We start from the raw sequence: 14419 nt of genomic DNA on the forward strand, positions 1-14419 counted from the left end.
CCTCCTAAATTTTTATAATATAGAATTTTTCTATATCGTCGGAATGAGGTGATTAAGAAAATTCATGTGTTTAATTATACACTGTTTTGTTTGAAAGTCAAACTAAAATGAGAAGATTGACTATCTTCATTCCACATACATTATACCACAAACACTTAAAAAGAGAAGATTTTCAATAATTTTGATTCCTAATTTGTAACTTTTTTGTTTATTTTTATAATTATATAAATCTTTTGTTGCTTTTTTTATTAGTTTATGTTAAATTATTGAGTGCAGTAAGGAGTGAGGTAATTATGGCTAAATGCTATGTAACAGGTAAACAAACATTATCAGGTAATAAACGTAGTCACGCACTAAATGCCACAAGACGTCAATGGAAAAGTAATTTACAAACTGTTCGTATTCAATTAGAAGACGGAACAACTAAGAAAGTTAAAGTTTCCGCTCGCGCTCTTAAGAAATTCAATTTAGAACAACGTGGCTAATTCTTAATTTTAAATAATAAAAGGACTTAATTTAAAAGTCCTTTTTTATTTTTTTGATTCAATTACTAAAACTCTACCCATACTAATTTCTATTTCACCATACAATCTAATTACTTCATTTGATATACATAAGGAATCATGTTTTGTTAATTCATAATTCTTTAATGGATATTTGAATCCTTCAAGCGTAATAATTGTCTTATCCTCATATGCAAAGAAACTAACATAACCATTTTTATTAATCATATGCTTACCTTTTTCAAGTAAATATATTTTTGAGTTTTGATCAACAATCATTAAATTATTATGTTCATCTAGTAAATTAATATTAGCAAGAAAATGTTCAATTCTTCTACCTTGGATTCCACCTACTAATATTACTGTTTTACTTCGCTTATAAGCCTCTTTAATAGCAACTTTAGTGTCAGTATCATCTTTTTCTTTATTAAGCTTTAAAACATCATATTTCTTCAATAATTTAGTATCACTAATTGAATCTAGGTCACCTACTACTAGATTGACTCTTACCTTTTGTTTAATTAAACTATCAAATGCCCCATCAACAGCAATAATAAAATCATCATTTTCGATACCAACTAAACTATTTACTTTATCAGGGACTATATTTGAAAAAACAACGACTTTCATCGTAGTTTTTCCATTTCTTTATTACGTTCTTTTTTATTAAATAAATATGAACCCACAACAGCAATATCAACTCCAGCTTTTTTTACTAAAGGCGCAGTCTCTCCATTAATACCACCATCTATTTCAATCACATACTTATAATTGTTTTTTTCTCTTAAATCTACTAACTCTTTTACTTTATTCAAACTTTCAGGGATAAACTTTTGTCCACCAAAACCTGGTTTAACACTCATGATTAACACTAAGTCGACATCTTTCAAATATTTTGAAATCAGACTTACTGATGTTTCTGGCTTAATTGTCAATCCAACTTTTTTACCATTTTTACGAATCTTAGTTAAAGCTTCAAGAAAATTATTTGATTCAAAATGAACCGTAATATATTCAACATTTTCTAAACTAAATTCATCAATCCAATTTAATGGATCTAAAACCATTAAATGAACATCTAAATTTTTATTTGATACTTTAGATATTTGTTTTGTAATTGCAGGACCAAAAGAAATATTTGGAACAAAATTACCATCCATAATATCAATATGAATTAAATCTGCATCACTTATTGAATCAATTTCATTTTTCAAATTAGTGAAATCAGCTGTTAAAACTGAAGGTGCAATTTTCATTTAAATCATCCTTTCAATACTTATTTTTCTTACTTTCAATTTCTTCATAAAATTTAACATAATTTTCATATCTATCTTCAGGAATAATACCATCTTTTACCGCTTCTTTAATCGCACAGTTTGGTTCATTAATATGATTACATGTATTAAATTTACAATCATGCGAAAGTTCAGTAAAATCTTCGTAATAACTCTTTAATTCTTCTTTTTCATAAATGTTAATTTCAATTTTAGAAAAACCTGGAGTATCACAAATATAACCTTCATTAAAATCATATAATTCAGAATGTCTTGTAGTATGCTTTCCACGTCCTAAAGCATCAGATATTTCTTGTGTTTTAAGTTTTAATTCAGGGATAAGTGCATTTAACAATGTTGATTTACCAACACCTGTTTGGCCTGCTAAAACAGTTATTTTATCCTTGAAAATATGTTCTAAAACATCAAATCCTATTCGTTGTTTACTATTAACATAATATATTTCCATATTAAGATTTACACGATAATACTCGAGTTTTTCTTTTAAAATTGTTAACTCTTCTTCACTTATCAAATCAATCTTAGAAATAACTAAAGTCACATTTAAGTTTTGTTCATTTAAAATGACTAAAAATTTATCTAAGAGATGAAAACTAAAAACAGGTCTTATACAAGAAAAAACTAATAAAACTTGATCGACGTTAGCAACGTCTGGTCTTATTAAATCATTTATTCGATCTTTAATTTCAATAATAACATTTTGATCCATTGACGTATCTAATAAGATTTTGTCGCCAACTTTTGGACTAACTTTTATAATTTGTTGTTGCTTCTTAGTGTTTCTTCCATATGTTTTATTGAAACTACTATTTTCATCTACTTTAACATATCTTAATTTCCCACTAGCAACAGCATTATACTCAAGTTTTGTTTCCAAATCTATCACAGTATATTGATTAGAAATTTGTTTTCTTATTAAACCTTTTATAATCATGCATTCTCCTTAGTTAAATTATTACTACGTAATTGTCCACACGCAGCATTAATATCATGACCTTGTTCTTTTCTTAATGTAGATGTAATCCCATTTCTCGTTAACGCATCATAAAATGCTAATTGATGTTCTCGACTTGAGCGTTTATAACTTGCTTCTGCTACTTCATTATAAGGAATTAAATTAACATATACATTTAATCCTCTTAGTAAATTAGCAAGTTCTATTGCTTCTTTTACCCCATCATTAACATCTTGAATTAAAATATATTCAATTGTTACTCTTCTGTTTGTTTTTTCAATATAATATTTAATAGCTTCAATCAATTTTTCAATTGGATAAGCTTTATTTATTCTCATTAGATTACTTCTAATTTCATTATTAGGAGCATGCAAACTAATCGCTAAATTAACTTGTAATTCTAAATCAGCGTATTCCTTAATCTTATTAACTAATCCTGATGTTGAAACAGTTATGTGTCTAGCACCAATTGCTAATCCATTTGGATCGTTAACAGTTTTTAAAAACTTAAGAAGATTTTCGTAATTATCGAACGGTTCACCAATTCCCATAACAACGATATGGCTAATTCTTTCACCTAAAAGAATTTCAGTATCTATTATTTGAGCAATTATTTCTCCAGCTGTTAAATCACGTTTTTTTCTTAAAACGCCTGATGCACAAAAAGTACACCCAATATTACAACCAACTTGAGTTGTAACACAAATGCTTTTTCCATAAGAATGTGACATTAAAACTGTTTCAATTAAATTTTTGTCTTCTAAGCCATATAAACATTTTAAAGTTCCATCTACACTTTGGTTCTTCATAACCAATTCAAGTGCATTAAAACGAAAATTAGCCTTTAATAATTCAATAATTTCTTTAGGAATATTATTCATATTATCAAAGTCTTTGACCTTTTGTTTGTAAATCCAGTGCCATACTTGATCAGCACGATATTTTTTGTATCCATTTTTTATTAGGAATTCTTGTAACTCCTCATATGATAAATCATATATTAACATCATATCACCTGATACATTATATCATTTTTTATTTATTATTACGAAATAAAATGTTTTTATGTAAGAAAGAAAAAATGCAGGATTATAAACTGCAATTTTAAATTAAAAACTTCATTATTAATCTTTTTATCTCTTACTTTACCATAATTCTCTTACATAACAAAAAAGACCGATTTCTCGGTCTTTAATCTTACAAAATTATTTAGTTAAGTGAGCAATTTTCTTAGCAGTTCTAATTAATTGAGCAGTATAACTCATTTCATTATCATACCAAGTCATAACTTTAACTAATTGTTTACCATCAACTGTAACAACTTGAGTTGTATGAGCATCAAATGTTGAACCATGAGTATCTCCAATAATATCTACTGATACGATTGGGTCTTCAGTGTATGCTAATGTTTCGTTAGCTGCTGCTTTAATTGCTGCATTAACTTCTTCAATAGTTACATTCTTAGCTAATTCAACTGTTAAGTCAACAACTGAACCAGTAACAGTTGGAACACGTAATGCAGTTCCATCTAATTTACCTTTTAATTCTGGTAATACTAAACCGATTGCTTTTGCAGCACCTGTTGATGAAGGAATGATTGAAGCTGCAGCTGCACGTCCACGTCTTGAGTAAATACCTTTTTTATGTGGTTGATCCATTAATGATTGATCAGCTGTATAAGCATGAACTGTAGTCATGAATCCTTTAACAATACCAAATTTATCGTTTAATACTTTAGCAACTGGAGCTAAACAGTTAGTTGTACATGAAGCACCACTAATTAAAGTTTCACTACCATCTAAAATATCATCATTAACATTGAATACAACTGTTTTAACATTTCCAGTTGCAGGAGCACTAATTAATACTTTTTTAGCACCTGCTTCAATATGCCAATGAGCTTTTTCTTCGCTTGTGAATAAACCTGTACATTCTAATACAACGTCTACTCCTAATTCTTTCCAAGGTAATTCTTTTGGATCTTTAACACTTAAGATATCAATCTTGTGTTTACCAACTTTAATGAACCCTTCACCATGTGAAATTTCATCTTTTCTAAAGTTACCATGTGCTGTATCATATTTTAATAAATATGCTAATGTTTCAGCATCAGTTAAGTCATTGATTGCTACAACTTCGAAATCTTTATCTTCTGAGATAAGACGGTAAGCTAAACGACCAATACGACCAAATCCGTTAATTGCTAATTTTATTGCCATTTTTATTTCCTCCTTAAATTTAGGTTTTGTTTTTTCACTACTATTTTATCACGATATTAAGAAATATCAAATGTTTTAAAACATCGTAACAAATGTAAACGTTTTACTTGGTAAACTTTTTTTTTTTTGATATAATATTCTATGGCAGTATTAGATATATATGTTAAGCGGAGGGACAAAATGCATAAAAGTAATGTTGAAATTGAATTTAAGACAGCTGTTAGCAAAGAAAAGTACCAAGAAATGTTAAAACTTTTCGAATTAGAGGAAAATGTATTCAAACAAACTAATTATTATTTTGACACTGATAATTTAGATTTGAATAATGACCATGTTGTTTTAAGAATTCGCCAAAATGGTGATAGATATAAAGTCACATTAAAAAGGCAAAGTGAAAACAGCGCTTTTGAGAACCATGTTATTCTGAGAAAAGATCAGGCTTTAAAAATGATTAAAGATGGTTTTAATACTAAAGATTTCTACGACAATGTAGATTACAAGGTTAAATTTAAAGCTGCGCTTGACAACTATCGCGTTTCTACTCCTCATGAAGATGGAACTCTATTCTTTGATAGATGTGACTATCGCGGTATTACTGATTATGAAATTGAGTACGAAGTTAATAATTTTGAACAAGGAAAACAAATTTTTGAAAACTTCTTAAATGATCATAATATTGAATTTGTTAAAACAAAAAGAAAAAGTGAACGTGCATTAATGAAATAACACCGAAAGGTGTTTTTTTTATAACTACCTTTAAAAATAAAAAAATAAGACCTCTAGCCTTATTTATTATTGTTATTATTTGCTTTAACTTCAGAAAAATATTTGTCAAGAGCATCTTGGTACTCACTATCTTTTTCAGTTGGACAATCAACGCACATTATAAGTTCTCTTAATCGTTTAGGAATAAAAACTCTAATTTCTTCCTCATTATAACCAACTTGCATCTTTTGTTGATCAACAATTATCGGTCTTTTTAAAACACTTGGATTTTTGATTATAAATGCTTTTAATTCACTAATACGCATATCTTCAATATCTAAAGATTCTTCTTTAAAAATCTTTGATCTTGTAGAAATAATATCATCAAAACCATTTTCTGCATTTGCAAGCATAAGCTCAATATCATCATCAGTTAAAGGTTGGGTGAATAAGTTTTTTTCAACGTATTCTATCATATGGTCATCCAGCCATTTCTTAGCTTTTCTACATGATGAACAGCTTGGTGTAGTATAGATAGTAATCATTGAATCGCCTCCCCTTATCTAATCCAAGAAAATTATTATCTTCTTGTTGCTTAATTATATATTTAATTAGACCTTTTTTCAATAGTATTTCATTTTTTTACTAACTTTTAGCAATTATCATTGGCTTTTTTTATCATTTAGTTATATAATAATTATTAATATTGAAAGGGTGAAAAAATGACTAAATGGAATTTGAATGAATATTATGTAAATGAAAAAGACTGGCACAAGGATTTAGAAACACTTAAAAGTTATATCCCTAAGCTTGCTAGTTTCCAAGGGAAACTTGGTAATTATAATGATTTTTTAGAATACTATAAACTTGAGGAAGAATCTACAAAACTTTTTTATCGTTTATATGGATATGCACATTTATCAAGCGATTTAAACTTGAAAGATGTTGAAAAGGCTAGTATGCAACAACAAGTAATGATTGCTGTTTCTGAACTTAGTCAAAAGACAGCATGGTCTAGTCCTGAAGTTTTAGCTTTAGGTGAAGAAAAAGTTCTAGACTTTTTAAGTAAAGATGCTTTTTTAAAGACTTATGTTTTCCCTATTAAAAATTTATTTAGACAACAAAAACACGTTTTATCAGAAGATCAAGAAAAAATTCTTGCTAATTTTGGACCAACATCAAGTATACCTTCTAACTTATATCAATCAGTTTCAATTGTTGATGCTAAAAATGAAAAGATTGTTCTTGATAATGGTGATGAAGTTGAAGTAACTTCTTCTAACTACCGTTCATTAATAGCAAATAGCAAGAGTGCAGCAGACAGAAAGAAAATCTTTGCAGCAGCATTTAAACGCTATAAAGATAATAAATCAACATTTGCTAATATCTATAATCTTGTTTTACAACAAAAAGCAGCAAATTATAAATCAAGAAACTACGAATCAGCACTTAATGCTGCATTATTTGGAAATAATATTCCAGAGTCAGTTTTCCATAATTTAAAAGATACTGCTTACGAAAATACTGCTGCTATTAAAAAATATATTAACTTAAGAAAATCATATTTAAAACTTGATGAATATTATACATATGATCGTTTTATTAATCTTGCACATGATGATACAAAATATGATTATGAGTTATCAAGAAAATTATTCTTTGCATCAATTGAAGGATTAGATGAAGAGTTTGTGAAAATGCAACACGAAGCATTAGCTCCTGGTTTTGTTGATGTTTACCCAAGTGATGGTAAACGTACTGGTGGTTACTCATCAAGCTTATATGGATATCACCCATATATTCTTCTTAACCATGACTATACTCTAGATGCAGTATTTACATTAGCACACGAAGCTGGACATAGTGCTCATTCACTATTTTCAAATGCAAACCAACCAATGCCAATTGCAAGATATACAATCTTTGTAGCTGAGATAGCATCAACATTTAATGAACATCTACTTCTAGATTATTTATTAAAAAATGCTAAAACAAAAGAACAAAAAATTGATTTATTGCAAACAGCAATTGATGGTATTATGGCAACATTCTTCCGTCAAACATTATTCGCTACTTATGAGTTTGAAGCAAGCGAATTAGTAAGAAAGGGTATGCCTATTAATGCTGATGTATTATCAAAAATTATGATTGATTTATATAAACATTACTATGACCTAGATATTACTAAGGAAGATGGTAAACAATACGTTTGGGCTTATATTCCTCACTTATTCCATACTCCATTCTATGTGTATCAATATGCAACATCATACAGTGCTTCTTTAAAGATTTATGACAATATTAAATCCGGTAAAAAAGATGCCTTTGAAAACTTCAAGAAAATGTTAAAATCTGGTGGAAGTGATTTCCCAGTTAACCAAGCTAAACTTGCAGGTGCGGACTTAACAGACAAAGAAACATTTAGAGCCGTAATTAAGAGATTCAATTTCTTAGTTGATGAACTTGAAAAAACATTGACAGAAAAATAAAAAACGTTTATAATTGATTTGCGATGATAAGGAAGTTCTTTTTAAAAGATATTTCAAGCGAGATAGGGATAGTGTAAGCCTATTAAATATCAAAAAAGATTTGGGCCCTTTAGCATACAACTTAATACTTTGAGTGCTAGATTTATTCTAGAACTAAGGTGGTACCGCGAATTTTTCGTCCTTAGATATTTTCTAAGGACTTTTTTATTTTAAAATGAAAGGATGATTTAAATGAAAAGATTAGTATCAGGAATTAAACCAACTGGTGAGATGACACTAGGAAATTATATTGGTGCTTTAAGACAATTTGTTAATTTACAAAACGAACTTACTGACACAGAATTTTATATTTTTATTGCTGACCTTCACGCAATAACTACACCGCAAGAAAAACAAACACTAAGAAAAAACATTAAAACAATCGCTGCATTATATATTGCATGTGGACTTGATCCAAATAGAGTTAATCTCTTTATTCAGTCTGAAGTTTCTGAACACGCTGAACTTGGTTATATTATGGAATCAACTCTATACATTGGCGAAATGGAGCGAATGATTCAGTTTAAAGAAAAACGCCAAACTCAAACCGAAGGAATTAGAACTTCACTTCTTACTTATCCAGCATTAATGGCTGCTGATATTTTGTTATATGATGCTGATTTAGTTCCAGTTGGTGAAGATCAGATGCAACATTTAGAAATAACACGAACTGCTGCAAATAGATTTAACTATCTTTATGGTGAAACTTTTAAAGAGCCTGAAGGATTTACTCCTAAAACCGGAGCAAGAATCATGGGATTACAAAATCCAACTTCAAAAATGAGTAAAAGCTCAACAGCAAACTCAAAAGATTATATTCTTATTTTAGATGACTTAGCTGTTATTAAAAATAAAATTAAGTCTGCTGTCACAGATTCTGATACAAGAATTATTTTTGATAAAGAAAATAAACCTGGTATTTCAAATCTATTAACTATTTATTCTGCTTTATCTAGTTTAAGTATTAAAGATTTAGAGAAAAAATATGAAAATGAAAGTTACGGAACATTTAAATCTGATTTAGCTGATGTTGTAGCAAACGAGTTAGCACCAATTCAAAAAAGATTTAACGAAATAATTAATTCAAAAGAACTTGATGATTATTTAGATCAAGGACGTAACAATGCCAAAAAAATTGCTGAAAGAAAACTAAAAAAAGTTTATAATAAAATCGGATTAGGTAGAAAATAAAAAGCACCAAGTGCTTTTTTCTTTAAAATGAACATACTTCTAATCTATTTCCATCTAAATCATAAAAAGAAAAATAATCTACTCCATCATGTTTTAATTCATCAACTTTAACGTTATTATCTTTTAAATATTTATGAACTTTCTTAGCATCTTCAACATAAAAATTAAATGAAGCATATTTTCCATTTATTTGATCTTGATTTTCTATTAATGTCAAATACGTTTCACCCAATTTAAATGCAACATATCCTGGATAATCTAAGCCTATTTCTAATTTCATTATTTCTTGATACCATTTTACTGATTTCTTTATATCACTAACAAATATAAAAGTCGTGTCAATTCTTTTAAACATTCATCATTTCTCCTTTAATCTACATTTTTTTGATTATAAACTATATAATATTTCAATTTAAATACACACACATATATAATAAAAAGAAAAAAGCGATGAATTAATTCACCGCTTTAAATCACTTTATATTCTAATTATAATGGTTTTACATTGCTTGCTTGTTTTCCACGTTGTCCGTTAACGATGTCAAATGAAACTTCTTGACCTTCATTAAGAGTCTTGTATCCATCAGTAGCAATGCCTGAGAAATGCACGAAAATTTCTTCATTAGTACCGTCTACAACGATAAATCCGAAACCTTTATCTGCATTAAAGAATTTTACTTTTCCTGAATTCATTAATAATACCTCCTTCTAAATAAGTACTCAAAAATTAATAAGGTATTATTAACAATGCGTTTTAATCTTATTCAATGAGATTATACCACATTATTTTGGTAATGTGAAGCATTTTATATAACATTCTAACTTTATTTTACTTTATTAATTTTCATATTAGAAATCTCGTAAAGATTATCACATAGATTAGCTACTCTCATATCATGAGTAACTATGATAACAGCTACACCTCTTTTTTTAATACTATTAAAGATTTCCATAATTTTTTCCATATTTGAATCATCTAAGTTACCCGTGGGCTCATCAGCAATTATTATTTTGGGACTATTAACTATTGCTCTTGCTATAGCTACTCTTTGCATTTCACCACCAGATAGTTCGTTAACTTTATTATTCTTCAAGTCATACAAGTCTAAATCTTTCAATATTTCATCAATGATTAATTCATGATTTATTTTACTTTCTTTCAAATACAATGTAGGTAATAGCATATTCTCAAATACTGTATATTTTTCTACTAATTGATAAGATTGAAAAACAAAACCAAGATCTTCATTTCTTATTTTTGAAACTTCTTTATCGTTATTATAGTTTACTTGTTTATTAGATATGAAAAGTTTTCCTGAATAATTCTTGTCTAATGTCGCTAGAATATTGATTAACGTTGATTTACCAGAACCGCTTTTACCAATAATTGCATATGTTTGGCCTTCATATGCCTCGAAAGATACATCATTCAGTATCATTTTTTTACCATAAGATTTTATACAATTTAGAAGCTTTAGCATATAATTACCTTGTATACTCTATTTATAATTATAGTATTCGGTGAGTATACATTCCTTCCGCATAATTTTGTACTATAATTTAACTAAGGCGCCGTGGATTTGTTTCATATAAATAACGCTTTGACGTTCATTAGAGGCTCTTACCACGGTTCCTATTTTTACTATCAATTAGTTAGTTAACGCTTCGACGTTTTATCACAAGGATATAGAAATAGGATTCCCGTGCAAACTACGCGCCAAATAAATAGGAGGCGAGATCTATGTTCCATGTAGGAATAGATATCTCAAAATTTAAACACGACTGCTTTATAGCTACTAATGCAGGCGATACGGTTTTGTCATTTACATTTAATAATGACCATGAAGGATTCCAAACTCTAAAAAAAGAGTTAGTAGCACTAGGTGATAAAACCCAAATAAAAATAGGGTTAGAATCAACTGGACACTACGGAATCAATTTAAAATCATTTTTATCTAAGTTAGGATATACCTACTTAGAGTTCAATCCTCAATTAACGAATAAGTTTTCGAAGGCTACCTCGTTAAGAAAGACTAAAACTGATAAAATTGACGCTAAATTAATATCAAGTATGTTAGGTCACTTTGATTACAAAACCCTACATACATCATTTTATCATGAAAATGATTTAAAAGAATTAGTTAGACTAAGAGAAAATTATCTTGAGTCTAGAAGCAGGGAGTTAGTAAGACTCACTAACATCCTTGATAAGGTATTCCCAGAATTTAAACCTTTTTTTAACAATATATTAGGTAAAACCCCTTTATATATCTTGAAAAAGTTTAAAACTAAGGAAAAGATTGCAAATCTTAATAATGACCATTATGATACTTTAAGGAAAATGTCAATGGGTAAACTTAGTTATCCTAGGTTTTCTAATCTAAGACATTTAGCTAAAGTATCGGTTGGTATATCTAGTAAAATCTATGAATCCTTGATTCCCATGATTGTAGATAACTATTATCATTTAACAGAGCTTATAAACCAATTAGATGAACAAATAACAATTTTGTACAACGATACCGATTCCTTAATTCACACTATTCCAGGTATTGGAATAATCACTGCCGCTTCTATTTATGCAGAAATCGGTAATATCAATCGTTTCACTAATTCCGGACAAATAATAGCTTATGCTGGATTAGATGTTAGTGTTAGTCAATCAGGTACACAGGAACATCAGGGTAAAATTGTTAAACGAGGTTCTTCTTTACTTAGAAAGAAACTTTATAACTATGCTCTTTTAAGTTTAAGATTCATTCCACAATTTCATGACTACTATCATAACAAGAAAACATTAGGTAAACATCATAAAGTGGTTTTAACACATATTTGCAGAAAATTAATCCGCATTATTTTTCACATTCAAATTAATAAAACACCATTTGATTTAAATAAGATTAAGTAATTTGTAGCTAATTATTTATCTTTATATTCACACCTGAGCCTATTTATAGGTTTTTTTGTATTTTATTTATCATTTCATTTTACTTTCTATAGTTAGTCTCTTACTTTATTCTTAATGTATCGATAACATTTATTTTTGATGCATATTTTGCTGGAATAATTGATGCAAATACAACAACAAAAATGAATCCTATTACATATTTTATTAAAGACTTACTAAAAACAACAAATGTAATATTTTTAATAAATCCAATATTTAAAACTGCTATTATTAAATAAATGAATGTTATCGATATTATCAATGATATACATGCTAAAAGCAATGTTTCGACAATGAACTGTTTGGTAATATCAAACTTTGTAGCTCCCAAAGTAATTCTAATTCCTATTTCATTCATTCTACTTTTAATGCTAAATAACATTGTATTTACTATAATCACAATGCTAAATAAAACTAACCCTATAAATCCCATCGTATAAACAACTTGTGTATTTCTTTGATTTTCATTATACTGTTCAATTAAACTCATCCTTGTATATGAATCCTCATATCTAGATTTAAATGAACTTTTATCCAAAGAATCTTTTATTGAACTTGCTAATTCATTATCTTGAACTAGTTGCTTTGTTACACCTTCCATATAGTTAAACTCACTCTTTTTATATGTATTTATCGGCATAAATATATGTGCCATAGGCGTAATATTTTTATTATCTCTATATGTTACATTACTATAACTATCATAGTATTCTTTTAAATCATTTAACACTCCAACAACCGTATAAGATCCATATCCAGTCAAATTAATTCTTTTCCCAATCGGATTAGATTCACCAAAGTAAACCATTGATGTATATCTTGTAATAACTATGACATTCATGTTTTGTTCCGATTCTTCCCTGGACCATACTCTTCCCTCTAAACCTTTAACTACCGATGTAGGCACTCCATCTTCATACGGTATATATGACATAACAAAATTATTATTTGTACCAATAATTCTAATTTTAACTTCATAATTTTGTTTTTCTCTATAAGTATTTATTCTTATACTTGTTGATTCAAAAGGAACGATACTTTTGTTATTATTAATTTTATTTAGATAATTTATGTCCTTATTTTGAATATTGTTATAGACAATTGTTGTATCTGATAATTCATCTATTACATTTAAAAACTTATTCTTCATAGAGTCTGAAATCATAATTCCTATCAAAAAGAGTATTCCTGAAACTGTGATTCCTACTATAGTTAATATTACTCTAAACTGATCATTTCTAAAAATCGGTAAATACGTTCTTTTAAATTTTTTCATTATTCTAAAATACCATTATAATAAATTGCAGCTCTTTGACCTTCAGTTAAACCATTCAAAACTTCAAAAAAGACTTTATTTTGAAGTCCTAATACCACAGACGTTCTTTCAATTATTTCCCGATTCTCAGTCTTTTTAACGATGTCAACATATGCAACCCCATTTAAATAATAAACAGCGCGTTTATTAACTAATAATACATTTGCTTTTGTTCTTTTATTTATTTTAACATTTACAATACTACCACTTAATATATTCTTATTGTTCTCATCTATATTTGCTTGAACTCTTATCAACCCATTTTTAATTTCCGGTTCAATATTTTCTATTATTGAGTGATACATCTTTTCATTAAAGGAATATGTTAGTTCTTTTCCTATCTTTAAGTCATCTACATTTTCTTGTTTAATATAAAATTCTATTTTTAAATCAGTTAATGATACGATTTCTATTTCAAAAACATTATCTTTCTTTTGTATTGAAATGACCTTATAAATACCTTCAAGGTTGTTTATTATTAAAAGTTCATCTTCTCCATAAAGATAATCATTAATAGATAAATTATGATCCTCAACAAATATCTTTTCTGTTTTATATGGAATTATATTGCCTATTAATTCTATATCATCTGTAAAATTAGTTCTTATAATTGTTGTAAGTTCATCATATGTGCTAATATTATCTTCTAATTCAGGTAATTTAAAATCTTTTTCATCTTTTTTAAAAATAAGTGGTATTAATTGTAGAATGAGCATCAATGATAACAAAACGATTATACTTATTATATAGCCTTTTTTCAT

16 protein-coding genes are annotated in these 14419 nt (G+C 27.9%); 5 read left to right on the top strand and 11 right to left on the bottom strand.

Features of this window, described 5'->3' with window-relative positions; genetic code table 11:
* The first annotated feature begins 293 nt into the window (after positions 1-293).
* Positions 294-485, top strand: coding sequence for a 50S ribosomal protein L28 (gene rpmB, locus EXC62_RS07680; protein WP_026390922.1), 192 nt, complete (start codon positions 294-296; stop codon positions 483-485).
* Between the two features lie 45 nt (positions 486-530).
* Here rpmB and EXC62_RS07685 read toward each other — a convergent pair whose 3' ends face one another.
* The 5 genes from EXC62_RS07685 to gap all read right to left on the bottom strand — a co-directional run bounded on the left by EXC62_RS07685 (position 531) and on the right by gap (position 4972).
* Entirely contained in the window at positions 531-1133 is a 603-nt protein-coding gene (locus EXC62_RS07685; RefSeq protein ID WP_026390923.1) for a thiamine diphosphokinase, read from the bottom strand.
* Complete coding sequence (gene rpe, locus EXC62_RS07690) at positions 1130-1759, bottom strand: ribulose-phosphate 3-epimerase (RefSeq protein WP_162140283.1); 630 nt, start codon at positions 1757-1759, stop codon at positions 1130-1132. The genes EXC62_RS07685 and rpe overlap by 4 nt, the downstream gene beginning before the upstream one ends.
* A 13-nt stretch (positions 1760-1772) precedes the next feature.
* On the bottom strand, positions 1773-2732 hold the full coding sequence (gene rsgA / locus EXC62_RS07695; protein WP_162140284.1) for a ribosome small subunit-dependent GTPase A: 960 nt from the start codon (positions 2730-2732) through the stop codon (positions 1773-1775).
* Entirely contained in the window at positions 2729-3760 is a 1032-nt protein-coding gene (gene rlmN, locus EXC62_RS07700) for a 23S rRNA (adenine(2503)-C(2))-methyltransferase RlmN (RefSeq protein WP_162140285.1), read from the bottom strand. The genes rsgA and rlmN overlap by 4 nt, the downstream gene beginning before the upstream one ends.
* A gap of 198 nt (positions 3761-3958) precedes the next feature.
* A complete protein-coding gene (gap, locus tag EXC62_RS07705; protein ID WP_026390926.1) occupies positions 3959-4972 on the bottom strand; it encodes a type I glyceraldehyde-3-phosphate dehydrogenase in 1014 nt (337 codons plus the stop codon).
* A gap of 180 nt (positions 4973-5152) precedes the next feature.
* Between gap and EXC62_RS07710 the strand changes: the two genes are divergently transcribed.
* On the top strand, positions 5153-5698 hold the full coding sequence (locus EXC62_RS07710; protein WP_026390927.1) for a CYTH domain-containing protein: 546 nt from the start codon (positions 5153-5155) through the stop codon (positions 5696-5698).
* 59 nt (positions 5699-5757) lie between these two features.
* Here EXC62_RS07710 and spx read toward each other — a convergent pair whose 3' ends face one another.
* A complete protein-coding gene (spx, locus tag EXC62_RS07715) occupies positions 5758-6222 on the bottom strand; it encodes a transcriptional regulator Spx (RefSeq protein WP_026390928.1) in 465 nt (154 codons plus the stop codon).
* Between the two features lie 177 nt (positions 6223-6399).
* Here spx and pepF point away from each other — a divergent pair, with 177 nt between their 5' ends.
* Positions 6400-8166 (top strand): oligoendopeptidase F, encoded by a 1767-nt coding sequence (gene pepF / locus EXC62_RS07720; protein ID WP_026390929.1) that lies wholly within the window; start codon positions 6400-6402, stop codon positions 8164-8166.
* A 231-nt stretch (positions 8167-8397) separates the two neighbouring features.
* Entirely contained in the window at positions 8398-9396 is a 999-nt protein-coding gene (gene trpS, locus EXC62_RS07725; RefSeq protein WP_026390930.1) for a tryptophan--tRNA ligase, read from the top strand.
* A gap of 22 nt (positions 9397-9418) precedes the next feature.
* Here the strand turns inward: trpS and EXC62_RS07730 are convergent, their stop codons facing one another.
* From EXC62_RS07730 to EXC62_RS07740, 3 genes are all read right to left on the bottom strand, one after another.
* On the bottom strand, positions 9419-9751 hold the full coding sequence (locus EXC62_RS07730) for a VOC family protein (RefSeq protein WP_035375842.1): 333 nt from the start codon (positions 9749-9751) through the stop codon (positions 9419-9421).
* 134 nt (positions 9752-9885) lie between these two features.
* Positions 9886-10089: a cold-shock protein gene (locus EXC62_RS07735; protein ID WP_026390932.1), complete on the bottom strand. Its 204-nt coding sequence runs from the start codon at positions 10087-10089 to the stop codon at positions 9886-9888.
* A 131-nt stretch (positions 10090-10220) separates the two neighbouring features.
* Positions 10221-10835 (bottom strand): ABC transporter ATP-binding protein, encoded by a 615-nt coding sequence (locus EXC62_RS07740; RefSeq protein ID WP_162140286.1) that lies wholly within the window; start codon positions 10833-10835, stop codon positions 10221-10223.
* Positions 10836-11137: 302 nt separating this feature from the next.
* Here EXC62_RS07740 and EXC62_RS07745 point away from each other — a divergent pair, with 302 nt between their 5' ends.
* A complete protein-coding gene (locus EXC62_RS07745) occupies positions 11138-12304 on the top strand; it encodes an IS110 family RNA-guided transposase (protein ID WP_026391051.1) in 1167 nt (388 codons plus the stop codon).
* A 100-nt stretch (positions 12305-12404) separates the two neighbouring features.
* Here the strand turns inward: EXC62_RS07745 and EXC62_RS07750 are convergent, their stop codons facing one another.
* Both EXC62_RS07750 and EXC62_RS07755 read right to left on the bottom strand, forming a co-directional pair.
* Positions 12405-13619, bottom strand: coding sequence for an ABC transporter permease (locus tag EXC62_RS07750; protein WP_026391017.1), 1215 nt, complete (start codon positions 13617-13619; stop codon positions 12405-12407).
* On the bottom strand, positions 13619-14419 hold the full coding sequence (locus tag EXC62_RS07755) for an efflux RND transporter periplasmic adaptor subunit (RefSeq protein ID WP_026391016.1): 801 nt from the start codon (positions 14417-14419) through the stop codon (positions 13619-13621). The genes EXC62_RS07750 and EXC62_RS07755 overlap by 1 nt, the downstream gene beginning before the upstream one ends.

The sequence above is a fragment of the Haploplasma axanthum genome, assembly GCF_900660745.1.
GTDB lineage: Bacteria > Bacillota_I > Bacilli_A > Acholeplasmatales > Acholeplasmataceae > Haploplasma > Haploplasma axanthum.